This window comes from Lysinibacillus sp. FSL L8-0126, from assembly GCF_038630385.1.
Classification (GTDB): domain Bacteria; phylum Bacillota; class Bacilli; order Bacillales_A; family Planococcaceae; genus Lysinibacillus; species Lysinibacillus fusiformis_D.
This window is the reverse complement of sequence record NZ_CP152028.1, coordinates 4,182,139-4,207,658: the sequence shown is the minus strand read 5'-3', so window position 1 is coordinate 4,207,658 and position 25,520 is coordinate 4,182,139. Positions and strand designations below refer to the sequence as shown.

Sequence of the window (25,520 nt, the reverse complement as noted above, 5' to 3'; positions counted from 1 at the left end):
CAAAAATGATAAAAGTTCATTGTTTTGTAAGCTGTGTTTGTGAGGTTATTAAGAAAACGAAAGGTGTCGATCATAGGCCCTACTATTTTGGGGTATGGGACGCTGATTTTGATGTGCTTGATAATGGTGTGCTAACATACCATTCGGATCAAATCGATCATGATTTCTTTCAAACATGGTATGAAATGCTCTATGGCATCAAGCTTTACAAATGGTATGACGAAAAGCAGTCTAAACAAGAAAATATAAACAAATTGCTAGGGCTAGTAGAGAATAAATCGCCACATCAGCATGTGATGGTGATGCTGGATTTATCGATGCTGCCAGAGCGAGAGAATAAATTTCATCAACGTCCATTCCCTCATTATGTGATGCTAGAATCGACCGAAAATGAAGAAGAGTGGTTTATGTATGACCCTGATTTTCGCTGGGAAGGAATTTTACCGAAGGAGCGAATTTTAGCTGCAATCCAAGAGCCAACTGTCAAAGGTGGCTATTACTTTGATTCTGAGACGATTATTGCTCCTACTACAGAGACGGTTGAAGCCTATTTTAATACATGCATCAAGCTTGATTGTAATCCGTTGACAGATGCCGTTACCGAAATTATGAAAAAGTCTATCGCAGGAAAAGAACGTCTGTCAAAACTACCGACGGCCTTAAAGCAATTGCCAGTTATCGCGATTAGAAAGTATGCATATGAGCATGCATTTGCATTTTTTTGGGAAGCACTTGGGCGAGAAGAGGAAGGCTTTGACACATGGTGTGATGAAATTGAGCGTCTAGTGACTGGCTATACAACGATTCAGTATCGAGCGATGAAGCTGGCGATGACGCAAGATTTGTTATTGGTGGAAAATATTTTTGTGAAGTTAGAAGAACAAAATCAGCTTGAGTTCAAAATCAAGCAAGGATTACAAGAATGTTTTCAAGCATGGTTAACATTACAGCACAAGAAAGAGGTCATGTTATGAAACTATCAATTTGTACAATCTCATTTCGGCACCATCTCCACTCGATGGAGCAATTAGCTCAATTTGCTAAAACACAAGGCTTTCAAGGAATCGAGCTCTGGGGCATTCATGCAAAGAACTTGGCAGATGAACCTCATTATGGAGCAGATTGGCTAAGCTCCTACGGTTTGGAAACGAGCATGCTTAGTGATTATTTGCCATTAGATGCACCCGTTTCGGAGATGATGGCTGAAACAGAAAGATTATCTGCACTTGCCAAGCGCTGGGGAACAAATAAAATTCGTACATTTGTAGGAAAGCAAGGCAGCTCAGACACGAGTAAGAAAGAAAGGGTAGAACTTATTGTCAGACTTACAATGCTCTGTGATTATCTTGAGTCACAAGGACAAAACTTGCTGGTAGAAACTCATCCAAATACATTAACAGATAATCTACCTTCAACCATGCAGTTACTTGAAGAAACGAATCACTCAAGCCTACGAGTGAACTTTGACGTTTTACATATATGGGAATCAGGAATGAACCCGATTGTCGCCATGAAGCAACTACGTCCTTATATCTCACATTTTCATTTTAAAAATATTGCCTCACGTGCTCAACTAGATGTTTTTTCACCAAACAATGTGTATGCGGCAGCAGGGTCTAGGGAAGGAATGGTTCCTTTGTTTGAAGGTGCTATTGATTATGGTGAATTCCTAGCAGAAGCAGTTTCAACGATGGAGGTAGATGCATCATTGGAATGGTTTGGATCGAATGTGATGAGCGTATTAGCAAAAGATAGTCAAGAGGTTAAGAAGGCGTTGCAGTTGGTGCAAATATAGTGTAAGGCTGTACTAGGTTTCCACGAGATAAAAATAGAGATTGGGACAGCCAAAGTTTAATAATCAAAACAATTAATCGAAGCCATGGAAAATCTAAATTAGATAACTCCATGGTTTTCTTTTTAGTAAACGACAGTAACTAAAGAAAATAACAGTTAATAATCAAACTACATTCCTCCTATCACTAAACAAGTAGATAGCCATTCAAATGATATTAAGTTTGTCAGGAATATGATTAAAATAGCAATCATGTGAACAATTAAAATAGTAAATTCGGTGATACTAAAGTAAAAACTTAGCTGTGTATATAAAGCTGTAAGTCCTCATTTTCTGCATTATATTTTAGAGATAGCTATGGAAAAGAGCAATATTATTTTCTATATTTTATTTAAGCAATATAAATTTTAAATCATACTTATAAGTGTTTAACTAATTTTATAGTAATTAGCAAGGTTGTTAAGGAGTAGGTATGACAGCCTAGTTCTTTATGTGGTATATTATTGTTGGAAAAAGAAGTATTTGGATGGTTTTTGTGTAATAATATATATTACTGTAGTTATAAAGGTGGTGCGATGATTTAAATGCCTGATAGAAAGAAGCTTACCCCAAATGAGAATGCAATATTACTTGCAGAAGTTGAAAATATGTGTCCTTTATGCACGAAGCCACTTATGTATGAAAAAGGTGGGAAAAAACATAAATTATTTGAAGGTGCACATATATATCCACTTAATCCCTCAAAACAAGAAATAGAATTACTGAAAAATGAGGAAAAAATACATGAGGATGTAAATAACCTAACAAATTATATTGCTTTATGTACTGATTGCCATACAAAATTTGATACTCCTAGAACAGTTGAGGAGTATAGGTTGTTATTGAGCATTAAGAAAAATATATTGGCTAAGAGTGAGACAAGAGCAAAATATGTTGATTATCAAATTGAATCAGAAATAAAAGAAGTCATTACAATGCTTGTAGAGGAATTTAATGAGGCTGAGCTTAAACCATTGGAATTACATGCTTTAAAGTTGGATGAAAAAGCAAATGAGACATTGGCAAGAATAACAAAAATGAGGATAAGAAATGAAATTACAGAATACTATTATTATATTAAAGAGCAATTCGCTCAATTAGATAGCCAATACCCAAGGTCATTTAATGCAATTGCCTCACAAGTAAGTGCATTTTATATAAGTCTTAGCAGGATTGAGCCCTCTCAAGAAGTTATTTACGGTCAACTTACTGAGTGGCTCTCTAAAAAGACTAGCAACAGTAATTTAGGTGCTTGTGGAATTATTATTTCTTTTTTTGTTCAAAATTGTGAGGTGTTTTCATGATAGTGCCTAACAAGGTAATTAATTTTAGTGAGTCAATTATTGGGAAAATGCCATTTATCCTTAAATGTTTATCAAAAGAAGAAATGACTGTAAAGGAATTGTTCTTTGATACACAAGATTACTTTGATGATATAGATGAGTTTATTTACGCACTTGATGCTTTATTTCTACTTGATGCGGTTACAGTAGATTTTGATAAAGGAGTAGTTACATATGTTAATAAGGATTAAGAGTGCAATATTTTCTGAGGGAACAATAGAGTTTCATGAGGGTTTAAATGTAATATTAGGTGATAATAATGGTTCTAACTCTATTGGTAAATCAACTTTATTAATGATTTTGGATTTTATCTTTGGGGGGAATACATACACTTCTCATAATAGTGATGTAGTAACAAACTTAGGACATCACTATTTTGGAGTCACTTTTAAATTCAACAACAAAGGGTATCATTTTGTTAGGGGTACAGAAAAACCAGATATAGTGTATAGAAGCAACAAAGATTATGAAAATCTCCAAGAAATCTCAATAAATGATTATACAAAGGAACTAAAGCTCCTCTATGGATTAGAATCAGACCAATTAACCTTTAGAGCTGCTGTTAGTACTTTTTCTAGAGTTTGGGGGAAGGAAAACTATAGTGTTAAAAAACCCCTACATAGCTTTCCACAAGAAAAGTTTATTCAAACTGTAACAAACTTGATTAAGCTTTTTAATAAATATGATGTTATTGAAATGCATGATAAGGAGGTAAAAAACCTAGAAGAGCAAAAAAAAGTCTTAAACAGTGCAGGAAAACATAAATTGATTCCTAAGATTACTAAAAAAGAGTTTACAAAAAATGAAAAAGATATTGAGTCTCTTCGAAAAGACATAGAGAGATTAGGAAAAAATGTCTATAGTCCATCAGGTGATATTCAAGAAATTGTATCTGATGAAATGATTAACATTAGAAAAGAGAAGAAAAAACTCATAGAGGAAAGAGAATATTATATCTCTAGATTAAATAGGACAACAAGAACTATAAAAAGAGCAGCAAATGCTGGTTTTGAGTCCCTCCTAGAATTTTTTCCAAGTGTAAATCTAGAAAAATTGCAGAATATAGAATCATTTCACCAGGGTATTAGTTCTATTCTTACTGAAGAGTTAGAAAATGCAAAAAAAGAGTTAGCAAGCAAAATAGATGAGTTAGAGAAAGAAATAAATATAACTATTGCAAAGCAAGAGCGGTTATTAAATCCTGATGAAGAACTTAATGTATTTATTGATAGCTTAATTGAATTGTCATCAAGGCTAAAGAACCTCCAACTAGAAAATCAGTATTACACAAAGCTATTAGGGATCAAAGGTAATATTGAAACCAAAAAAGGTGTACTTGAAGAGTTAAAAGAAAAAATAGTTAAAGAAATTAATACAGTTATAAATACCAAATTGAAAGAGATAAATGATTTAATACATGAGGATAAAAGAACTGCACCTGAACTAAATTTAACTTATAGTAAATATGAGTATGAATTTTTTGATAATACGGGTACTGGAAAAGCATATACCAATTTAATAATTTTTGATTTAGTTATTTTAACACTAACTAAAATACCTTTTATTATGCATGATTCTTTTCTATTCAAGAATATTGAAAAAGAAGCAGTTGAACAAATTATCAAATTATACAATTCAATGTCAAAACAAGTGTTTATTGCCATTGATGTTATTGATATGTACAATAAGGAAACTCAGGAGATATTAAAGGATAAAAAAGTAATCCAATTAACTAAAGATAAATTATTGACTACTTTAGACTGGAGAGATAACAAAAAATAAATATTAATGAGAACTAGTTAATCCTAATAAATTTGGATTGCCAACACTAACTGGATAAAATTTATGAGGGCTGTCGTTTGAATTCTACAGGCGTTAAATAAATAGCCCAGTTTCCCGAAAATACGGATGACAATTATCTAGTTAAAAAGCGAGCTATTCAAGGGACGTGAAATGTTGCGAATTTGGTTTCAAACACTTTAAATGTCCCTTCGGCTACAGCGATGTTATAAGGGTAGCCAAAAGTGAAATACAGCAGCAAGTTAGAGGGAGGGCACATTGCTTTTCCTTTTTTTATTGTTAATACATAGATGCATTGTATGTAATAAAGGCTTTCATAGGAGAGGGATGGGATGAGTTTTAATCAATTAAAGGTGGCGGAAATCGAAGGAATCTTTTTAAAATCTATGAGAATGCTTGTGAACTAATAGAGGAGGCCGAGTTTTTATATAATAATCAAGAGGTTATTTATGTACTTATATTGCTTTTGAAGAATTTGGGAAGTTACCAATGTTGAATACAGCTGTATTAAATGTTAATCAAGGAATAAAAACGGACTGGAAGAAACTTAGTAGGAGAATAAGAGGCAATAAAAAGAAAATTACTCAAAGTTGCACTGCAGTATTATATGTTTATAATCAGAATAATTAAAATTGAAAAGACCTATGTAATTGGAAATGAAATACAAATTAACCCTCTTGAAATGATGAATTATACTAAAAGCCCAGATAGGATTGAGGATATAAAAAACTCAGTATATGTCATTGTTATTAAATGACTATAAAAATAGCAGCTGATATACAAATTTTAATATAGGAATCTTTTTAAAGCCTAGTGAACGCATAGATAAAGAAACTTGTGAATATGGTTTAATACTTGCATATATTCAAAAAAATTCATATCAATGGTTAAAAGATTATTCGAAGTCTAATTATATTAAGAAGGAATGGGAAGAAATTCATAAGTATTTTAACTCTGTTAATATTAATAAAAATTAAAAAGAAGGAACTATTATTTGTTTCATCAGTTTTTGTAAAGATAATTACCTAATTATCCACCTTAAGGTAGTATTTTGCTTCTCTAATTAAATTTCCTCAAAGTTATCAATCTTCTCAATGGTTCGTGTAACTTTCTTTATTTGAGTAGAGGGATCCATGATCTCCTATCTATTTTTAACGATGTTAATTTCATTTTTACGAGCTGAGATTGTATCCTCTAAAACTTTCGGGATAAGGATGATATCAGTAGTTGGGTAGCAACAAACCTAATCTTGAAACCTGAAAGCCCGTTTTTTAACAAGGGAATGCTTACAGTTAAACGTAGTAAAGAAAAGAATATTACCTTACAAAATCTTTATAATATGGTTAAGCTTTTGACAAAAAAATCTATACTTAAGAAACTTCCGAAAGAGAAGAAGCTTAATTTATGTTTATTTTATTTCGATACAATCAAAGAGTTGTTCCCTGATGAATGGGATGATAATAAGCTTTATCGAATGGCACATATTTCATGTTTAAATGTATTAGCGTTAGTTAAATCACAGCCGCCTAATTCCGTCAAATTTTCAAGAAGCTAAACGAAATCGATTGGCTTGCATCAACCATTTGAAGGGTCCTTTTAGTTCATAGATTTTAATAAGTGATATTTTTAATTGTTTAAAGTAAAATAGTAGTAAGGTATTCACCATCAACTCAACTAATCTGATTAGTTGAGTTTTATGTTTTTATAGAAAAGCTACGAAACTATTTTAAAGAAGATGTGATGATCAATGGGGAAAATCGCCATTTTGGCAGAGAAGCCATCTCAAGCAAGGGCTTATGCAGATGCATTTAAAATAAAGAAAAAAGAGAAAACATTTATTGAACTGGAACCTTGTTCAACTTTTCCTAATGGTGCAGTCATTACCTGGGCAGTGGGTCATCTTGTTGAATTAAAGGAACCAAAAGAATATCAGAAGGAATGGGAGAAATGGTCACTGGGATCATTACCGATCATTCCACAAAAATTTGAAGATAAAGTTGTCTCTAAAATGTATACACAATTTCATGCAGTCAAAAAAATCTTTAATGATCCGCAAGTAACCATGATTTATAATGGCTGCGATAGTGAACGTGAGGGTTCAAATATCTTCTACTCCCTTTTAAAAATGACGAAAGTCAATAAGCCTGTTAAACGATTATGGATCAATTCATTAGAGGTTGAGGAAATTCGAAAAGGTTTTAATCATATGCAAAGTAATGAGCGTGATTTGCTCATGTACCAAGAAGCAAAAACACGTCAAATTAGCGATTGGTTAGTAGGGATGAACTGTAGTCGCCTCTATACGCTACTTTTACAAAAAAAGGGCTTTAGGGGCAGTATCTCCATCGGACGTGTGCAATCACCAACCGTCTATTTAATTTATAAAAGACAGCAGGAAATCGAACATTTCAAGCCTGAAAAATTTTATGAAATTGAAGGGGTTTTTACAGCACAAAATGGTGTATATAAAGGGAAGGCAAATTTAAAAACAAAAGAGCGTGCAGAGGCTGTGCAATTATTGCAACAGCATGGGATTGAACCGCTGGATACGGGTCTAATTACAAGTGTAACGAACAAAATGAAGCGGATCGCACCACCTAAACTACATGCGTTATCAACATTACAAGCTGCTGCCAATAAACGTTGGAAATACAGTCCATCGCATGTGTTGAAACTTACGCAATCACTTTATGAGAAAAAGCTCGTTTCTTACCCGCGTACCGATTCACAGCTCATTACACATCATGAGTTTGCCTATTTAAATGACTCATTGGCCAACTATCAGCAGCTCGTGGGAAAGTCATTTCATGCAATCAACCGTGGGAATAACAAACGCTACGTCGATAATGCCAACGTTGGGGAGCACTATGCTATTATCCCAACGAAAAAAGTGCCGACAGAAAAAGCGTTACAATCCATGAATGCGGATGAACGAAATATTTATTTTGAAATCGTCAATACGACACTCGCTATGTTTCACCAAGATTATCAATACGACGAAAAAACGATCATAACGAATGTCAAAAACGTTGCGTTTAAAACGGTAGGGAAAACAGAGCTCGTAAAAGGTTGGAAAGAATTGTTTTCAAGTGAGAAAGAGTTGCAGGAGCGTGAAGAGTCGTTACCTGTTGTTTTCCAAGATGAGATGGTACAAAGTATGGTTTCTATTTTAGAAGGCACGACAACGGCTCCTAAGCCTTATACAGAAGGTCAACTCATTACGATGATGAAAACATGTGGTAAATCGGTTGAGGATGAAGAGGAAATCGAGGTGCTGAAGTCGATTGAAGGTATTGGGACGGAAGCAACTCGTAGTGGCATTATCGAGACGATTAAAAAGCATGGATTTATTGAAGTACGAAAAAATATCGTGAGTATTACGCCTAAGGGTGCGCTTTTATGTCGAGCAATTGAAGGAACATTACTGTCAAGTCCATCGATGACGGCAAAATGGGAAATTTATTTACATAAAATTGGTCATGGAGAAGGGTCAGCCAAACATTTTATTGAAAGCATAGGCAAGTTTATTAATCAATTAATAGCGGAAGTGCCTAAACAGTTAGAGTCACTTACAATTGAAGCGGAGCAGTTTAAACCAGCTGTTGTGAAAGATATTGTGATGTGTCCGACATGTAAAGTAGGAAAAATAGGTTTGCGTAAAAGTTTTTACGGTTGTTCGAATTATAAAAATGGTTGTAAGCAAACGTTTCCAGGAAGGCTATTAGGAAAAAAACTAACGGAGAAGAATATTCATGATTTATGTAAGATTGGTAAAACAGCTGTGATGAAAGGGTTTAAATCAAAGAGTGGCAAACAATTTAATGCGTCACTCCGTTTGGTAGAAGGGAAAATTGAATTTGAGTTTAATGAAAAGTAAAGCGGGGGAGCTTTATGATCTATGGTGCAAAAAAACTGATCAATTGAATTCATTTTATAGCTTTTGCTAACGGTCTTATGTGGATCGAGCAATATAGACAGAAAACCCGAGCTAGTCAAATCATATAGTTCGGGATTTTTTATGGGCTAATGTGAGGTTAATTTTTGATAGTGATGAAGGAGATTCTCTACTTGGTCTTGGATTATTTGTTGTAATGCTTTGGGCTTCACGGAGATAATATGCTGACCATACCTCATAAAATAATTGCCGATAAATGTTTCTTCTCCTGGGTTGTAAAAGCCCTTAATTACAGTTTTATCATCCATTTCTAGTGTCATAGAAGGGTAATGTTCTTTATAAAAAATATCCTTTGCCTGTGCTGAAATTTCTACCTCAAATGCAATACGTTTCTTTGGTTGATCCATTTCTAATGACCGATTGATTAGTGCGTCTAGAGAAAAGTGCATGCTACTATCTATTATTTCAATGGACGTTATTTTATCACATCTGAAAACCTTCACTTTCTTCGTATCCACTTCTATGCCAGTTACATACCATTGCCCAAATTTAGCAGATATTTCGAAAAATTGAACATAGTAATCTTTTTGCTCATTATTTTTTTGATATTGAAATTGACAGCCATATTCATGAAGAATACTCATTAAAATCTTATCTAAAAAAAGACTAATATGATGATGTTGGTTAGCTTCAAATTGCAGGACTTTTTTCATTTGATGCATCTGTTCTACTTGATGTTTAGACAGACAGCTTTCAAATTTTTCATTTAATTGATTAACACTTAGATGAAAAGGTGTTGATTGGTAAGATTCTAATGTTAGCATAGCAAAGTACAAAGCATACACCTCATCCAATGTAAAAACAATAGGGGATAATAGCCTGTTTTTTAAGATGCCATACCGTCCATGTCTTCCATGTTCAGCAAAAATCGGCATGCCTAATTGCTCTAAAGAATGAACATCACGTAGCGCTGTACTTTTAGAAATGCTGTAGGTAGTCATTAAATCCGTTAAATTAAAAAATTCCCGACCATTTAAGTATCTAATCATATCATTAAGTCGTTCTGATTTTTTCATGGCTATCTCCTTAAAAGGTGTCATGTTTTGATACCTTTATATTCTAAAATAAGGGTTAGGTAATATCAATGGAGTTATTATCTAACTATTTTACTAAGGGAGATTGATACGATGAGTGCCACACTTGAAGTCGCTATTTTTTTATCCATGAACGGAAAGGCAAAAGAAGCTATCCAATTTTACAAAGAACATTTGAATGCGGAGGAACTGTTGCTTGTGACATATGAGGATATGGCAAAACGTGACAAGACAATGCGTCTTACAGAAGAAAATAAACAGCATATAGCACATGCTGTTTTATTAATTGGCAAAACAAAGCTAATGCTAGCAGAAGCTACAATGGATGTTACGGAACATTATGTAGTAGGAAACCATTCCTCATTATGTATACAGAGGGCAGACCTAGAAGAAATGGAGCATTTTTACAAGAGCTTAACGTCAGATGAAAGAGTAAGAATCATTGTTCCGTTATCCAGTAATGTTTTTAGTAAAGCTTATGGCATTATCGAAGACCCGTTCGGCATTCAAATACAATTAATGTTTGATGAAAGATTACTAAATGGCGCATAGGTAAGTCCTTTGGGTATGGGCTTAACCTATACCCAAATCTTCTTTACTTTTCAAAGGGGTTGTCAATATAAGGCCCTTTAATGGTAATACGCATGAGCTGGGTCGCCATAAATTTTGGTGTATACGGCATATCATGTTCCAACCACCAAACAATCACTTCAAGAAAGGCAGCGGCATAAAACCGTACAGCCATCTCACGGGGCACTGTTAGCTTTTGATCGTTAGGCTCCATTATTTGAATGCCACTTGAGACGAAATTGATAATAATGTTTTTCAAACCATCAGAGAAATAAGGGATATTCTTTTCCGTGAGATAAACCTTATAAAGCTTACTATTCAGCGCTATCTGTTCAAATAAATGCATAAATGTCTCGTGAGGCTGGTCATAATTTGGTAATAAATCAAAATCCTTTTTCTCCTCAAAGTTTGGACGAATACTACTGACAAGCTCATGCAAAGTTTCTTCTGAGCTTTGATAGAGGAGGTCCAGCTTATCACGGTAATGTAAATAAAAAGTGGCACGATTTAATGTGGCTCGTTGTGTAATATCTTGAACTGTAATCTTCTCATAGCCTTGTTCATCAATTAATTCCACCAGTGCATCTCTTAATAATTGGCGTGTTCGGATGACGCGGGGGTCCATTTTTTTCGACATTTTTATGCTCCTTGTATCAAATTTTCTATTTAAACAACAGATTTATTGTGAATGTTGTGTAAGCATCATAACAGGTTTTTGTGTTGTTTGCCCTTTTTAAATAGCGAGTTATAATTATATTAACGACACGGTGTCGATAATACAACTGGTTGTTAACGTGTTCACGAATTGTTCATTTATTATAGAAGGAAGGAAGTTTTTATTATGGGTCGTTTAAATGGAAAAGTAGCAATTATTACAGGAGCAGCGATGGGGATGGGTGCATCCGAAGCAAAATTATTCGCACAAGAAGGCGCAAAGGTAATTGCAACAGATGTGCAAATCGAGCCATTGCATAACTTAGTTAAAGAAATTAAAGAAAATGGTGGAGAGATTATGGGGCTTTCACATAATGTCACTTCAGAAGACGAGTGGAAAGCAGTAATTGCGGAGGCTGTAAAGGCTTACGGCAAAGTCGATATTCTTGTCAACAATGCAGGCGTTTCATCACCAAAAACGATGGCTGACATGGAAATGGCTGAATGGAATAAAATTATGGATATCAACCTGAATGGCTGTGTTATTGGTATGAAATACGTGATTCCTGAAATGCAAAAAGCGGGCGGCGGTTCAATCATTAATATTTCTTCCATTGGCGGAATCGTTGGGATGGCTGGTACAAGCCCCTATACAGCAGCAAAAGGTGCGCTGCGTGTACTTTCTAAATCGGCTGCTATCGAATACGGCAAAGACAAAATTCGCGTGAATTCTGTGCACCCAGGCATTATCGTCACACCGATGACAGCACCGACAATGGTAGAGGGAGGCGCACTACCATTCTATCAAACTTACACACAACTACCATATTTCGGTGAACCGGAAGATGTAGCCTATGGTGTAGTCTTCCTAGCATCTGACGAATCTCGTTTCATGACAGGCGCAGAGCTAGTGATCGATGGCGGCTGGACAGCCATGTAATCCAATAGCACAAGTAAAACTAGGCATCACATAACGTGAGCCTAGTTTTTTTATGTAGAGGAAGGCGGCTGCTCACGAAAGAGTGTTGCATCCAAGCAATTGAGCGAGAACTTCAATGATTAATAGAATACTCGCGGAAGGAAGAGGAATACTCGCGGAAGGAAGAGAAATACTCGCGGAAGGAGGAGGAATACTCGTGGAAGGGCAGGAAACTCTGTGAATGAGCGATAACGCCCTTGAAATCAAGCGTTAAAACTCTGCTCAAGTCGTCTTTTTTACATATAAAATAGCACAAACATAGTGGCTGTTTGTGCATATCATAGTTGGAGTAAGCGTTTTCTTCATTATATAGAAGAAAGTCAAAATGGAAAATTTCACGAATATGTGAATGTCACGAAAAAAAATTCATAAAAACCTTAACTATTTCATGCGAAATCCGTATAATAAATCAAACAGTACGAAAATTGTCCATATTTCTCGATAAATTGCGTGAATTTTTTAAATTGTATTGACGTAGGAAACGATAATTTGTACACTGTGTACATTCAATTGTTTTTTGGAGGAATACAATTAATTTGAAAAGTTAGGATTTGATAGATATGATCGTGTGTAAATTTGGTGGAACATCTGTAGCAAGTGCAGAACAAATTCAAAAAGTGGCAAACATTGTGAAATCTAATCCGGCACGTAAGATTGTTGCCGTTTCAGCACCAGGGAAACGTTCTGATGACGATATAAAAGTAACAGACCTATTAATACAATTAGCAAATGCAGCGTTACAACATGAGAATACGGAAGAAAAATTGCAAACTGTTGTGAATCGTTTTCGAGCGATTGCAGATGGTTTGGGATTAGACCATGCCATTTGTGACGTAATTGCGGAAGATTTACGTGAACGTGTACAAGGTGACAAAACGAACGTGGAATTATTCATCGATAGTATTAAAGCAGCAGGTGAAGATAATAATGCCAAGCTGATAGCAGCTTACTTTAATGCCATTGGTATGCCCGCACGCTACATTAGTCCAAAAGAAGGTTTAGTGGTCAATGATTTGCCTGAACGCACATTTGCTTTACCCGAAGCGTATGCTAATTTAGCCCCTTTAAAAGATACAAAAGAAATTATTGTGTTCCCAGGGTTCTTCGGTTACACTAAAGCGGGCGTATTGCGAACATTTGACCGCGGTGGCTCTGATATTACAGGTTCCATTTTAGCAGCAGCCGTTGAAGCGGAGCTGTACGAAAACTTTACGGATGTGGATTGTGTGTTCTCTGCGAATCCGAAAGTTGTCAATGATCCAGTGGAAATTAAAGAAATTACGTATCGCGAAATGCGCGAATTATCATATGCAGGCTTTTCAGTGTTCCATGATGAAGCGTTAATGCCTGTCTACAAGATTGGGGTGCCCGTTAACATAAAAAATACAAATAATCCATTAGCCCCAGGTACTCGTATCGTACCAAGCCGTCCTGCAACAGGTCGTCCCGTTACAGGAATCTCGGCAGACAGTGGCTTTTCAACTTTATATGTTTCTAAATATTTGATGAATCGTGAAGTAGGCTTTGGACGAAAGCTGCTCCAAATTTTAGAAGATGAGAATATTTCTTATGAACACACACCGTCTGGCTTAGACGATATTTCTGTCATCATGCGTTCAAATCAACTAACTCCAGAAAATGAAGCACGTATTATTAGTCGTGTGAAAGAAGAGCTACATGCTGAGTATGTAGAAATGCGTCACGGTTTTTCGATGATCGTGATTGTTGGCGAAGGGATGCGTCATAATACAGGTTTAGCTGCCCGTGCTGCCACAGCGATTTCAGAAACTGGCGCAAATATTGAAATGATCAATCAAGGTTCTTCTGAAGTCAGCCTCGTATTTGGGGTCCTTCAGGAATATGAAAACCGTATTTTACAAGCGTTATATGAAGAGTTTTTTGCTCATGCGAAAGCAAAATGACACAATCATCACTAATCCAAGTGTTTCTTGCTTGGATTAGTGTTTTCTTTTTGCTTAGAATACGGTAAAATCGAGGGCGTACATAAGTTGGGAGGGTTTTTCGTGAAGAATTTAACAATTGGGATGCTTTTCTCCATCCTTGGGATACTTTTTGTCTGTTTAACGATTATGGATATTTTACCGTCATCGACCAAAACAATGAAAATTGTTTACATTGGCATTGGCTGGGTCTTTATTATTATAGGCTCTGTGATCCGCTTTAAAAATCTCAAACAAAAGCAACAATAACGCCTTGAAATTGGAATTGTGACAATAGCCAAAGTTATGATACAATTTCAAAGAAAATAAATAATTTGAGTATTATGAAGTTGTTATTCTGTACATACGTTCAGAAGGTTCAAATTTGAATAAAGAATCGACAGTACAAATTCTTCTTTGTAAGAATTTGTTTTTTTTGTTCCGTAACTATCTCGTGCGAGGAGGCGATGAAATGCCTATACTGACGAAAGACCATATTCAACTATTTGATCATTATGTTGCTCTTCAAACAGCTTCACCTATGAAGGTCGTATCCTCCGCCATGCATAATCCAGGCTTTGGACATTATACGCATCTCATGAATCGAACAGTACCCATTACTTATGATGAACGGCAACCCCATCAGGAATTACAGCAATTTTTGCAGGCACAGGGCTTTCCGCTCCACAACACTGTAGCCATGATGACGGCCGTTCAGGCCCAATTTGCGACCATTCGCGACTTTACATTTGAAGGCATCCAACTTGTCATTATGATTACTGCGGGGCTAGGTAATGCGGTCGATATTACACGTGCTTTTCATCGGGAGGAGCAGTACCATGCAGGGACGATTAATGCATGGGTGCTCATCAACGGAAAGCTATCGGATGAAGCACTATTTCAGGCAATGATTTCAACAACAGAAGCCAAGGTGAAGGCGTTAGTGGATGAAGCTATTACAGACCCAACAACAGGTACGCAAGCTACAGGTACTTCTACCGATAGCTTGCTGATTGCCTCCACAGAAGAGGGGGACTACCATCAGTATGCAGGCCCCATTACGATGCTCGGCAAGGTCATTGGCTATGGCGTCTATGAAACGATGCGTGAGGCTGTAAGGAAATACAAAAAAGATAAAGAGGAGAGAGCTTGATGATTGCTATCGTAATTGCCTGTATCATAGGGCTTGTTTTCGATTTATTAGTAGGAGACCCTCCAAAGCTTTCCCATCCTGTACGCTGGATTGGACATTTGATTCAATCGCAAACAGCTCTATGGAATAAGGGCAAATGGCGAAAGCTGCGTGGGATGGTGATGGCACTTGCTGTTGTTGGGACGACCATGTTTATAGTGACATTGATTCTGCTCCTTAGTTATCAGGTAAGTATCATTTTTGGCATTCTAGTAGAAGGGCTTCTCATTGGGATTGGACTGGCACAGCGTAGCTTGAAGGAGGCGGCAATGGCTGTCTATGAGCCGCTTGTCAAAGGTGATTTTGCGGAAGCGCGTGTCAAGCTGTCGTGGATTGTTGGACGTGATACCGAGAAGCTGGATGAAGATGAAATTGTGCGTGGTGTGGTAGAAACGGTTTCTGAGAATACAAGCGATGGCGTGACAGCACCGCTCTTTTATGCCTTTTTATTTGGGGCAATTGGGTTATGGGGCTATAAGGCTGTCAATACATTAGATTCGATGGTCGGCTATAAAAATGAAAAATACAAAGACTTTGGCATGTTCTCTGCCAAGCTTGATGATGTGCTGAATTTTATTCCAAGTCGTATTACAGGCTTGCTAATTGTGCTTGGCACAAAAAATGAAACAAATTATTCGCTTGGCAAGCGTTTAAAGCGATGGGCACAGGATGCGAAAAAGCATCCAAGTCCAAACAGTGGCTATTTAGAGGCAGCGACGGCTGTGCAGCTCGGTGTACAGCTTGGTGGAAAAAATACGTATAAGGGTGTTGTCTCTCATCGAGCAATTATGGGAGAAAAATTAGTTCCTTTAACAAAGGAGCATATTGCTACATCTATTCTTCATATGCGTATTGCCACAGTTCTCTTTACGCTTGTCATGCTAGCAGTGGAGGTGTTCATTTATGCCATTACCTAATCACGGAGCAAATCCGCATAATGTGTATCAGCAATTAGGCTTAACTATGCCTGAAGTAGTGTATGATTTTAGTGAAAATGTGAATGCCGCGGGACCGCCATCCTTTGTGGAGGCACGGTGGCGTACATTTTATCCGCTAATTCAACGTTATCCAGATCCTGATGGAGAGCCCTTTTTAACGAAGGTTGCAGCTTTTCATCAAGTGGCAAAGGATACGATTCTATTAGGTAACGGGGCATCAGAGCTTTTTAGTGTGCTAGCAAGACGCTATGCGAAAAAGCGTGTCATCATTGTGCATCCGACTTTTTCTGAATATGAGCGAACATTGCGTGCAGTGGGTGCTGATATTGTGCCCGTTTTGGTGACAGACTTCATCGAGTACACATTACCTATGGAGCAGCTACAGCATGAAATGATGGAGGCAGACGCAGTTTATATTTGTACACCTAATAATCCGACGGGCGTCCTGCCGAAAAAAGAAGATTTACTTGCCTTAATAGAGCATGGAGCTGCCGTTAACTGTGAGCTTGTCATTGATGAAGCCTTTATGGATTGGGTAGATGAGGCGTATTCGCTAATTCATAATAGTACACAACAACCGCATGTCATTGTCGTACGTTCGATGACTAAAATGTATGCGATTCCAGGTTTACGTCTAGGTTATTTAGTTGCACATGCTTCCATTGTAAGCACTTTAAAGGACATGCTGCCGCATTGGAATTTAAATGCCTTTGCGCTTGTTATTGGTGCGAGCTGTTTAGATGAACAGCATTATTGTCAGCAAGCCATTAGCTATGCGACAGCGCAAAGAGAATGGCTGCATCGTTATTTACAAGAAAACGGCTGTCAAGTAACCAATAGCGTTACCAATTATGTGTGCTTCTCACTACCAAAAACACAGCAGGCAGATACCTTTTTCACCTATTGTCTAGCACAAGGTATTGTCCTGCGTCATACGAAAAATTTTCAAGGTTTACAGGGTGAATGGTTCCGTATTGGAATAAAAGATATTGCGGCCATGACTTCTTTACATAATTGTCTGCAAGCTTGGTTTAGCGCAAATAAGGGGAGAGAAAAGTGACAACTTTTTATCTAGTAAGACATGGGGAAACACAATGGAATCAAGAGCAACGACTACAGGGGTGGCTGGATTCACCATTAACAGAAAACGGTAGAGCAGCGGCTGAACGGCTACACAAGCAACTGCAACAGATCCCTTTTGCTGCTGCTTATTGTAGCTCAAGTGGTCGTGCGAGGGAGACGATGGCTATTCTCACAGCTAATCGCCAGCTGCCTATTGTCTATGAAGATGATTTACGAGAAATCTATTTAGGGGAATGGCAAGGTCATACCATTGAGGAGATAATGGCGACGAATAAGCTGGATTATGAGCTATATACAAACTATCCAGCACAGTTTGTTGCTACTCATACCGAAAGCTTCGGCGCTGTGACAGAAAGAGCGATGTTTACACTCAAAAAAATAGCAGCCCAATATCGGGATGAATCAATCCTTATTGTCTCTCATGCCGTCACCATTAAATGTATTATCAACGCCATTTTACAGCACAGCATTAGTGAGCTGTGGACAGCGCCATATATTCATGGGACGAGTGTAACAGTGATTGAACGACAAGCTCAACAATGGCTTGTCCAAGATATCGGTAATTTGCATCATTTACAATAGGAGGTGCCTGAAAATGCCACTCATTTTTATTACAGGTGGTGTGCGTAGTGGTAAATCTCATTTTGCTGAGCAAGCAGCGATGCAGCAATATCAAACGCAGTTTAGTACTGCAAAACGTTTGATATATTTGGCTTCTGGTCTTGCTGTAGATCGTGAAATGGAGAAGCGGATTCATCGTCATCAGGCAGATCGACAGGCACAGCCTATCCAATGGCTGACGGTGGAGGCCCCATATGCGATAGCAGAGGTGTTTGAGACACTTCAAGATGGGGATGTGGTGCTGTGGGATTGCGTCACAACTTGGCTGACCAATGCTTTTTATGAAGGCTATGACAGTGGGACACCGTGTGTACAACGGCCTGGGTGTTTAGAAAATAAGCTACAGATTGTTAAACAGGCTATTCAGTCACTACTAAAGAAGAACATGGCTTTTTTTGTTGTCTCCAATGAACTGTTTGATGAGCCACCTTATAATAGTGATGAAGTAGAATTATACCGACGAACACTCGGACAATTCCATCAATGGTTCGTTGCAATGGCACAGGAGGCCTATGAGATGAATGACGGTATTGTGAAGAGGTGGAAATAAATCGAGAAAGAGGGCAAGACGATGAAAAATTTTTGGCATAGCCTGCTATTGGCATTTCAATTTTTTACGGTTTTGCCAGTACATAAAGAGTTACCATTAACGAGGTTCACCATCACAGGCATGTTCGCTTGCTTACCGTGGATAGGGGCTTTGATGGGGACGACGGTGGCAGCCGTGCTGTATAGTCTCACGCAGTGGACCGCAAGCAGTGAAGTGATGCTAGCTTTTATTGTCATAGGGCTATTTGCTTTATGGACAGGTGGTTTACATTTAGATGGCTTTATCGATATGGGCGATGCCTATTTTTCTTATCGAGATCGAGAGAAACGATTGGAGATTTTAGATGATCCTCGTGTAGGGGCATTCGGGGTATTGTCTGTCGTGTTTTTATTAATGGGTAAATTTGTCATTCTACATGAGCTATTTGTACAGCAGCAATTCGCTTTATGGATGGTGTTATATGTGCCATTTCTAACGAGGGTGGGTATGAGCTTTTATTTTATGTCACTCCACTGCTCAAAGGAAAAAGGCCTTGCCTATTTTTTTAAGTCTCATATTAATGCCAAGCTATTGCAAATATGGTTGCTGTTATCGCTTCTCTTAGCTATGACGGCTGTATTTGTCTTTACTGAGTTCTCTCTGCTACCCATTATATTAGTGATCGTTTTAGCCATTGCGCTTTTTATTTTTCGCCAATTTACGTTGCGTAATTTTGGTGGCGTATCAGGTGATTTACTAGGTGCATCGATTGAAGGGATGGAGGTTGTGCTATGGGTGACATTGTTACTGTGTGCTTAATGAGGCATGCACCAACGAAAGAAAATTTAGAAAAGCGCTATCTTGGTTGGACGGACGCACCATTAGCAGCGACAACCGAGCTTGCTGTTGTAGATGCGAATGTCGATAAGGTTTATGGCAGTGATTTACTACGCTGCCGAGAAACAGCGGCTCATTATTTTCCGAATGCAAGCTACCAGACAGAGCCACGCTTTCGTGAGACAAACTTTGGTGCGTTTGAAGGGCAAACTTATGAGGAATTAAAAATGAATGCCCATTATTGTGCATGGCTTGACGATCCGATTCACACGCCCCCACCACAAGGCGAAGCGTTTGATGATTTTGTAACGCGTGTTATAGACGGCTTCAACCATTTACCAAAGGATGAGGATCATTATTATTTAGTTGTTCATGGCGGGGTCATTCGTGCGTTACTCGTTGCTTTTGCCCCAACAGAGCAGCCTTTTTGGTCCTATCAAGTGCCACATGACAAACAATTTGTTTTAACGTTTTCAAGAAAGGCTTGGGAGGAGGGAGCAAGATGCATGTCTTTATCGGAGGCGCCTATAACGGCAAAACCGACTATGTGAAGGGTTTGTATGAACAGCATCAGATGGTAATGCTTGATGGCGAATTACCAGAGGTGGCACCAGCCTGTGATGTCCTCGTCATAAAAAATTTAGAAAAATGGCTCGTGACACAAAATTTGGAGGAAGATGAACAAGTGGTTCAAACGGTGCTAGCAACAGTACAGACATTGGAACAACAATGTAGATTAGTGCTCATTGTCACGGATATGGGGCGTGGTGTTGTGCCGATGGAAAAGCAAGCACGTCTACTAAGAGATTCATGTGGTCGTTTATACCAAGCTTTGTTCAAGGAAGCAGAGCAAGTTGTACGAATTTGGTATGGATTGGCTGAACAGCTGAAATAAGGTAAACACTCAGATAGAAAAGAGGAGAAGGCATGGAACGACAAAGATTAAGGAAATGGATATTGACGGCAATGGTAGCGGCCATTTGTGCTGTAGGGGCAATGATTAAAGTGCCAACATTTATTTCAACGGCGGCTCTAGACTCGGCTCCAGCCTTTTTAGGGGTTGTCTTTTTATCACCGCTACTAGCAGGTGTCGCTGGGCTGATCGGTCATTTTATTACAGCGCTCACGGCTGGATTTCCACTAGGTCCTCTACATCTACTAATTGCCGTAGAAATGTTGATGGTTGTCTGGATCTTTGGTGTGATGCATAAAAAAGGCATGCATTTTTGGAAATGGCCCGTTGCCCTAGTATTAAACGGCATTGTGGCGCCACTTCCGTTTTATTTTATTATTAGCCCAGCATTTTTCTGGGGAGCGTTAGGGAGTATTCTGATGGCAACGGTAATCAATTTAGTGATTGTCGCTGTGGTTATGCCCGTTTTGTCAAAGGTTTTTGTGCGTAAGGAAGGTCGTGTACAGTGAGAAATGCGATGAAAGTAGGTTCGTTGGTTGCGACAATGGATAATGCGGCAGCCATTGGGGAAAAACCTCAGGATATTGTGTCTGCATCCGATCAATTGACAGCCTATATGACGGCACGTGTATCGTTTTTAGAGCAGCTTGCCGCGCAGGCATTGCCCATCCAAATACTACTTGCTAATTTTTCTGGTGATGCCGCATGGTCACGCTATGAGAAAGGCATTCAGCAAGTGTTTGAAGAGGCGGGTCTTACATGTCCAGCCATTGCAGGTAGTACAGAATCCAATATGCCCACACTGCAGTCAGGTTTAGCTATTACGATGCTAGGGGAGAGCCAACAGCGCTGTGCATTTGACCATGAACAGCTTAGCTGGTACACCTATGGCTTGCCACTTGTGGGCGAGGAAGTGTTGGCGCAGCCTGAAGATGTTGCACAGTTGCAGCCAATTTTTCAGGCATGGCGAGCGGAAATGGTTCAGCAAGTATGGCCCGTTGGATCAAAGGGGCTGCAAGGAGAATTCGCCCGTCTATTTAGGGGGCAGCGTGTTGAAAGTTCTATTGATTGTACAAAATCCGCAGGGCCCTGCACGGTCATTTTGCTAGGCATTGATCCTAATAAAGAGCAACAGGCACAAAAGCTTTTCCTGCAAAACTTCGAAAAACTACACATCACTACACTGTAACAGGGCTTGCTTCGAGCAATGGTCATCCTAAGTAAATGCAAGGAGCATGGCCAGGAAAACGCAGCTTTATTGGCATAACAATGGGAACGTCCACATCCGGGCGTTCCCTTGTTTTTTACAAAGCTTTTATTTTCAAGGTTTATGTCCTGCGCATATAAGCACGTAGTGTGAGAGGTGCCAAGATTGCCACCATCACTACACACCGTAGATGCTTCCAGCACGAACGTTCAAATCGACACCATCAGCAGCACGATTATTTCCAAAAAGCTTAACCAAACCAGTGGCTTCAATTGCCCACTCGACATTCGTTGCTAGTGATGCTCCCATGGAATTTCCCCTTATATCTACAAACAGATCATACATGACATCAATGAACTGAATATTAACTGGCTAAAAATATGCTAGATAGCACCTAACTTAAATGATTGATAGGGTTGTAAATATTACGAGACCCGAAAAATTATTGCCAAATGGGAATGATTTTTAGTTATAATGAGGAACGAATGGGATTTAAATAGAACGGAGACGAATGTATGCAGGTAGTTAAACAGTTAGGGCAGTATTTGGGGCCTTATAAATTTTTCACTTTGATTGCGCCGTTATTGATGGTGCTAGAGGTGACGATGGATTTAATTCAGCCAACCATCATGCAGCATATGATTGATACAGGGATTGTCAATGGGGATAATCGTTATGTATTGACTATGTTTGTCTGGATGCTTGGTAGCGCAGTGCTGGGGCTTATTGGTGGAGTCGGTTGCTCGTACTACAGCTCGAAGGCTGCGATTCATTTTGCATCGGATGTTCGACAGGCTCTTTATGAGAAGATGATGACGTATTCAGCCAAGGAGCGGGATGCGTTTACGACAGGGAAGCTGATTACGATTTTAACAAGTGATGTGGAAAGTATTCAGCGCGCGTTTATGATGACGCTACGTATTTTTGTGCGTGGGCCGTTGCTTTTTATCGGAGCAGTGATTATCGTGTTTGTGACAGCGCGTGAGCTTTTTTCCATCCTTCTCATTATCGTGCCATTGTTGATGATCGCCATGTATTTTTTTACGAAGTATTCAGGTGTGCTGTATCGTCGTGTTCAGGAGGCGATTGATGGGGTCAATACGAAGCTACAGGAAAATTTGGCGGGTATTCGTGTGGTCAAAGCGTTTCGTCGTGAGACACAGCAGGTGGCACAATTTGGAGAATTAAATGAGGCGCTGACAAAGCGTTTCATCACTGCAGAGCAAATCGTAGGGGTACTTGTGCCCTTTACGATGTTTATTGTCAATCTGGGCATTGTAGCTGCACTTTGGCTTGGGGCCATTAAGGTAGAGGCGGGTACTTTGAAAGTTGGGGTCATTCTGGCGTTTATCAACTATTTAACGATTATTTTAAATGGCTTAATGTCTTCTAGTATGGTGCTAATGCAAATTGCACGAGCATTGCCTTCAGGCGAACGGATTGTGGATATTTTAAATAAAGACATTGCGGTGAAGGAATCGGAACAGGCGATTTCTGCATCCATACAAGGTGCGATTGACTTCGATCAGGTGAGCTATCGATACTATGATACAGCAGAGGATGTCCTCAAAAAAATTTCGTTTTCTGTAAAGCCTGGGCAAACGTTAGGCATCATTGGAAAAACAGGTAGTGGTAAATCAACGCTAGTAAAGCTGCTTCCTCGCTTATTTGATCCAACAGATGGTGAAATTCGCCTAGATGGCAGACCACTCAAATCGTATGCCCTCGCTACATTACGTGCGCATATCGGCTTTACCTCCCAAAAAGCGTTATTGTTCTCTGGAACGATTGAAGAAAATATTCGACTCGGCAAGGATGAAGCGACAGCCGAGGAAATACAACAGGCAATAGAGGCAGCCTGTGCGAGTGAATTTGTGGAGCGACTTGATAAAGGCTTAGCCCATGAATTGTCACAGGGAGCTACAAATTTATCGGGCGGGCAAAAGCAGCGCCTTGCTTTAAGTCGTGCATTTATTCGTAAGCCTGCCATTCTAGTGCTAGATGATACTACCTCCGCGCTCGATAGTGCGTCGGAGCAGCATGTGCAGCAGGCTATTGCCACACAGTATCAAGACACAACGACATTGATCGTAGCGTCGAAAATTGCCTCGATACAGCAGGCTGATATGATTTTGGTCTTAGAGGATGGCGATATTGTTGGGCAAGGAACCCATCAGCAGTTACTACAAGCCAATACGCATTATCAAGCCATTTATGCGTCGCAGCAAAAGGTTGGTGAACAGGAATGAGTCAAAATCAACCAAAGCAAATGAATTTTGGACGTGGCCCACGTATCGGAGGGCCATCTGAGAAGGCGAAAAATCAAAGAGCAACACTGTTCCGAATATGGCATTATGTCAAACAGCAAAAAATAGGGATGTTTTTAGCCATCTTTTTTGTCGTTGCTTCTACCTTTTTAAGTCTAGCAGGGCCCTATTTGATTGGGCATATTATTGATGATTATATTATGAAAAAGGATATCGACGGCACGATCCGTTTAGGTATCGTCTTAGCTGTTATTTTTACAGTAGCATCTATTCTGACATGGCTGCAAACCTATGTCATGATTCATGTGGCGATGAAAACAATTCGGACATTGCGGCTGGAACTGTTTCATAAGCTTCAAACGCTCACATTACGATTTTTTGATCAGCGTGCACTTGGTGATTTAATGAGCCGTGTCACAAATGATATTGATAATTTAAATACGGCCCTTGCGCAAAGTGTGACGCAAATCGTGTCATCTATTTTAACTGTCATTGGTGTCAGTATTGCGATGTTCACATTGAGCTGGCAGTTAGCCATTGTGACATTGATTATTATTCCGCTTATTGTGTTCACGACCAAGCAAATTATTAAGCGCAGTAGTAAAAATTATGCAGCAAGGCAACGGGATCTTGGCAGGCTGAACGGCTATATTGAGGAAATGATTACGGGTGCGGAGGTCCTCACGCTTTTTGGGAAGGAGCAGCAAACGATTGATACGTTTCATCAGCAAAACGAAAATCTGCGAAACTCCGCCCAACGTGCAGAAATTACCTCTGGCTTATTAGGACCGATTAATAACTTTATGAATAACTTGGGCTTAGCCGTCGTTATCGGAACGGGTGCCTTTTTAGCCGTGAAGAGCATCATTACAGTTGGGATCATTGCCGCCTTCGTGACGTATACACGGCAATTTTTCCGTCCGCTTAATCAGTTATCGAATCTGTTAAATACCTTTCAGTCGGCCATTGCTGGTGCAGAGCGTGTGTTTGAGATTCTAGATGAACCATCCGAGGTAGTAGATCAGCCTCATGCCATCGAGGCAACATCGCTCAAAGGGGATGTTATTTTCCAGCAAGTATCTTTTAGCTATGAGCCAAATAAGCCTGTGTTAAAAAATATTCACTTCCATGCCAAGGCAGGAGAGACCATCGCTCTTGTTGGTCCAACAGGCTCAGGGAAAACGACGATTATTAATTTACTGACGCGTTTCTATGACGTGGATCAAGGGGAAATTTTGATTGATGGGCACAATATCGAACACTATCAAATGGCGACCATTCGCCAAAGAGTAGGCGTAGTTTTACAGGACACGTATTTGTTCTCTGGCACCATTCGTGAAAACATTCGCTTTGGGAAGCTAGATGCCACAGATGAAGAGGTCGTGGAAGCGGCGAAAATTGCAAATGCCCATCACTTTATTAAATATTTACCAGCCCAATACGATACACCTGTGCAGGCAGGTGGCGCTAATTTAAGTCAGGGACAACGCCAGCTCATCGCCATTGCTCGTGCTATTTTAGAGAATGCTGATATTTTAATTTTGGACGAAGCGACATCGAGTGTGGATACGCAAACAGAGGTCGATATTCAAAAAGGCTTACAGCATTTGATGCAGGGACGCACAAGCTTTGTCATAGCCCATCGTTTAAAAACAATCGAGAATGCCGATCAAATTCTCGTCATTCAACAGGGGGAAATTGTCGAGCAAGGTAATCACCAAACGTTAATGCAGCAGCAGGGCATTTATCGTCATCTCCAGCAAAAATTATTGTTAGAGCAGGTAGAATAGGGAATAATAAAGGTACATCTTCCAGAAAGCGAGGGAT

At 39.0% G+C, this 25,520-nt stretch carries 24 protein-coding genes and 1 pseudogene; 22 read left to right on the top strand and 3 right to left on the bottom strand.

Features of this window, described 5'->3' with window-relative positions:
* The first annotated feature begins 5 nt into the window (after positions 1-5).
* The 6 genes from MHI34_RS20395 (at position 6) to topB (ending at position 8,851) form a co-directional block, all read left to right on the top strand.
* Complete coding sequence (locus MHI34_RS20395) at positions 6-974, top strand: DUF6005 family protein (RefSeq protein WP_089932327.1); 969 nt, start codon at positions 6-8, stop codon at positions 972-974.
* Positions 971-1,795 (top strand): sugar phosphate isomerase/epimerase, encoded by an 825-nt coding sequence (locus MHI34_RS20390; RefSeq protein ID WP_058844991.1) that lies wholly within the window; start codon positions 971-973, stop codon positions 1,793-1,795. The genes MHI34_RS20395 and MHI34_RS20390 overlap by 4 nt, the downstream gene beginning before the upstream one ends.
* A 581-nt stretch (positions 1,796-2,376) precedes the next feature.
* Complete coding sequence (locus MHI34_RS20385) at positions 2,377-3,135, top strand: ABC-three component system protein (RefSeq protein WP_342503882.1); 759 nt, start codon at positions 2,377-2,379, stop codon at positions 3,133-3,135.
* Positions 3,132-3,365, top strand: a complete 234-nt coding sequence (locus MHI34_RS20380; protein ID WP_342503881.1) for an ABC-three component system middle component 7 — start codon at positions 3,132-3,134, stop codon at positions 3,363-3,365. Before MHI34_RS20385 ends, MHI34_RS20380 begins: the two co-directional genes overlap by 4 nt.
* Positions 3,349-4,956: a DUF2326 domain-containing protein gene (locus MHI34_RS20375; protein ID WP_342503880.1), complete on the top strand. Its 1,608-nt coding sequence runs from the start codon at positions 3,349-3,351 to the stop codon at positions 4,954-4,956. The genes MHI34_RS20380 and MHI34_RS20375 overlap by 17 nt, the downstream gene beginning before the upstream one ends.
* Before the next feature lie 1,765 nt (positions 4,957-6,721).
* On the top strand, positions 6,722-8,851 hold the full coding sequence (gene topB, locus MHI34_RS20370) for a DNA topoisomerase III (RefSeq protein WP_342503879.1): 2,130 nt from the start codon (positions 6,722-6,724) through the stop codon (positions 8,849-8,851).
* A gap of 146 nt (positions 8,852-8,997) precedes the next feature.
* On the opposite strand, the gene MHI34_RS20365 is transcribed toward topB, so the two are convergent.
* Positions 8,998-9,945, bottom strand: a complete 948-nt coding sequence (locus tag MHI34_RS20365) for a WYL domain-containing protein (RefSeq protein WP_342503878.1) — start codon at positions 9,943-9,945, stop codon at positions 8,998-9,000.
* 111 nt (positions 9,946-10,056) lie between these two features.
* On the opposite strand from MHI34_RS20365, the gene MHI34_RS20360 reads away from it, so the two are divergent.
* Entirely contained in the window at positions 10,057-10,515 is a 459-nt protein-coding gene (locus tag MHI34_RS20360; RefSeq protein ID WP_342503877.1) for a VOC family protein, read from the top strand.
* A 43-nt stretch (positions 10,516-10,558) separates the two neighbouring features.
* Here the strand turns inward: MHI34_RS20360 and MHI34_RS20355 are convergent, their stop codons facing one another.
* Positions 10,559-11,170 (bottom strand): TetR/AcrR family transcriptional regulator, encoded by a 612-nt coding sequence (locus MHI34_RS20355; RefSeq protein WP_036117321.1) that lies wholly within the window; start codon positions 11,168-11,170, stop codon positions 10,559-10,561.
* Positions 11,171-11,374: 204 nt separating this feature from the next.
* Here MHI34_RS20355 and MHI34_RS20350 point away from each other — a divergent pair, with 204 nt between their 5' ends.
* The 13 genes from MHI34_RS20350 to MHI34_RS20290 all read left to right on the top strand — a co-directional run bounded on the left by MHI34_RS20350 (position 11,375) and on the right by MHI34_RS20290 (position 21,408).
* The gene (locus MHI34_RS20350; RefSeq protein WP_036117323.1) at positions 11,375-12,127 is read left to right on the top strand and encodes a glucose 1-dehydrogenase; all 753 of its coding nucleotides are present in this window, start codon (positions 11,375-11,377) and stop codon (positions 12,125-12,127) included.
* Between the two features lie 599 nt (positions 12,128-12,726).
* A complete protein-coding gene (locus MHI34_RS20345) occupies positions 12,727-14,088 on the top strand; it encodes an aspartate kinase (protein WP_036117325.1) in 1,362 nt (453 codons plus the stop codon).
* Between the two features lie 102 nt (positions 14,089-14,190).
* Positions 14,191-14,376 carry a hypothetical protein gene (locus MHI34_RS20340; protein WP_036117327.1) on the top strand — a complete coding sequence of 62 codons (186 nt, stop codon included), beginning with the start codon at positions 14,191-14,193 and terminating at the stop codon, positions 14,374-14,376.
* A 202-nt stretch (positions 14,377-14,578) separates the two neighbouring features.
* Complete coding sequence (locus tag MHI34_RS20335) at positions 14,579-15,259, top strand: adenosylcobinamide amidohydrolase (protein WP_342503876.1); 681 nt, start codon at positions 14,579-14,581, stop codon at positions 15,257-15,259.
* On the top strand, positions 15,259-16,215 hold the full coding sequence (cbiB, locus tag MHI34_RS20330) for an adenosylcobinamide-phosphate synthase CbiB (RefSeq protein ID WP_036117330.1): 957 nt from the start codon (positions 15,259-15,261) through the stop codon (positions 16,213-16,215). The genes MHI34_RS20335 and cbiB overlap by 1 nt, the downstream gene beginning before the upstream one ends.
* Positions 16,202-17,296 carry a threonine-phosphate decarboxylase CobD gene (cobD, locus tag MHI34_RS20325; RefSeq protein WP_058845015.1) on the top strand — a complete coding sequence of 365 codons (1,095 nt, stop codon included), beginning with the start codon at positions 16,202-16,204 and terminating at the stop codon, positions 17,294-17,296. Before cbiB ends, cobD begins: the two co-directional genes overlap by 14 nt.
* Complete coding sequence (locus MHI34_RS20320) at positions 17,293-17,901, top strand: histidine phosphatase family protein (RefSeq protein WP_342503875.1); 609 nt, start codon at positions 17,293-17,295, stop codon at positions 17,899-17,901. The genes cobD and MHI34_RS20320 overlap by 4 nt, the downstream gene beginning before the upstream one ends.
* A 13-nt stretch (positions 17,902-17,914) precedes the next feature.
* Positions 17,915-18,490, top strand: coding sequence for a bifunctional adenosylcobinamide kinase/adenosylcobinamide-phosphate guanylyltransferase (locus MHI34_RS20315; RefSeq protein ID WP_271913121.1), 576 nt, complete (start codon positions 17,915-17,917; stop codon positions 18,488-18,490).
* A 21-nt stretch (positions 18,491-18,511) separates the two neighbouring features.
* Positions 18,512-19,288 (top strand): adenosylcobinamide-GDP ribazoletransferase, encoded by a 777-nt coding sequence (gene cobS / locus MHI34_RS20310; RefSeq protein WP_342503874.1) that lies wholly within the window; start codon positions 18,512-18,514, stop codon positions 19,286-19,288.
* The gene (locus MHI34_RS20305; protein WP_249645782.1) at positions 19,261-19,857 is read left to right on the top strand and encodes a histidine phosphatase family protein; all 597 of its coding nucleotides are present in this window, start codon (positions 19,261-19,263) and stop codon (positions 19,855-19,857) included. Before cobS ends, MHI34_RS20305 begins: the two co-directional genes overlap by 28 nt.
* Complete coding sequence (locus MHI34_RS20300) at positions 19,809-20,201, top strand: bifunctional adenosylcobinamide kinase/adenosylcobinamide-phosphate guanylyltransferase (RefSeq protein WP_036129029.1); 393 nt, start codon at positions 19,809-19,811, stop codon at positions 20,199-20,201. Before MHI34_RS20305 ends, MHI34_RS20300 begins: the two co-directional genes overlap by 49 nt.
* Positions 20,202-20,233: 32 nt before the next feature.
* A complete protein-coding gene (locus MHI34_RS20295) occupies positions 20,234-20,728 on the top strand; it encodes an ECF transporter S component (RefSeq protein WP_058845017.1) in 495 nt (164 codons plus the stop codon).
* The gene (locus tag MHI34_RS20290) at positions 20,725-21,408 is read left to right on the top strand and encodes a hypothetical protein (protein ID WP_231745128.1); all 684 of its coding nucleotides are present in this window, start codon (positions 20,725-20,727) and stop codon (positions 21,406-21,408) included. The genes MHI34_RS20295 and MHI34_RS20290 overlap by 4 nt, the downstream gene beginning before the upstream one ends.
* A gap of 198 nt (positions 21,409-21,606) precedes the next feature.
* On the opposite strand, the pseudogene MHI34_RS20285 reads toward MHI34_RS20290, so the two are convergent.
* Positions 21,607-21,735 (bottom strand): annotated as a pseudogene (locus MHI34_RS20285) (daunorubicin/doxorubicin resistance ABC transporter ATP-binding protein DrrA); the annotation flags it as partial.
* Positions 21,736-21,941: 206 nt separating this feature from the next.
* Between MHI34_RS20285 and MHI34_RS20280 the strand changes: the two are divergent.
* Both MHI34_RS20280 and MHI34_RS20275 read left to right on the top strand, forming a co-directional pair.
* Positions 21,942-23,675, top strand: coding sequence for an ABC transporter ATP-binding protein (locus tag MHI34_RS20280; RefSeq protein ID WP_342503873.1), 1,734 nt, complete (start codon positions 21,942-21,944; stop codon positions 23,673-23,675).
* Positions 23,672-25,483, top strand: a complete 1,812-nt coding sequence (locus tag MHI34_RS20275) for an ABC transporter ATP-binding protein (protein ID WP_089932301.1) — start codon at positions 23,672-23,674, stop codon at positions 25,481-25,483. The genes MHI34_RS20280 and MHI34_RS20275 overlap by 4 nt, the downstream gene beginning before the upstream one ends.
* Positions 25,484-25,520 lie beyond the last annotated feature (37 nt).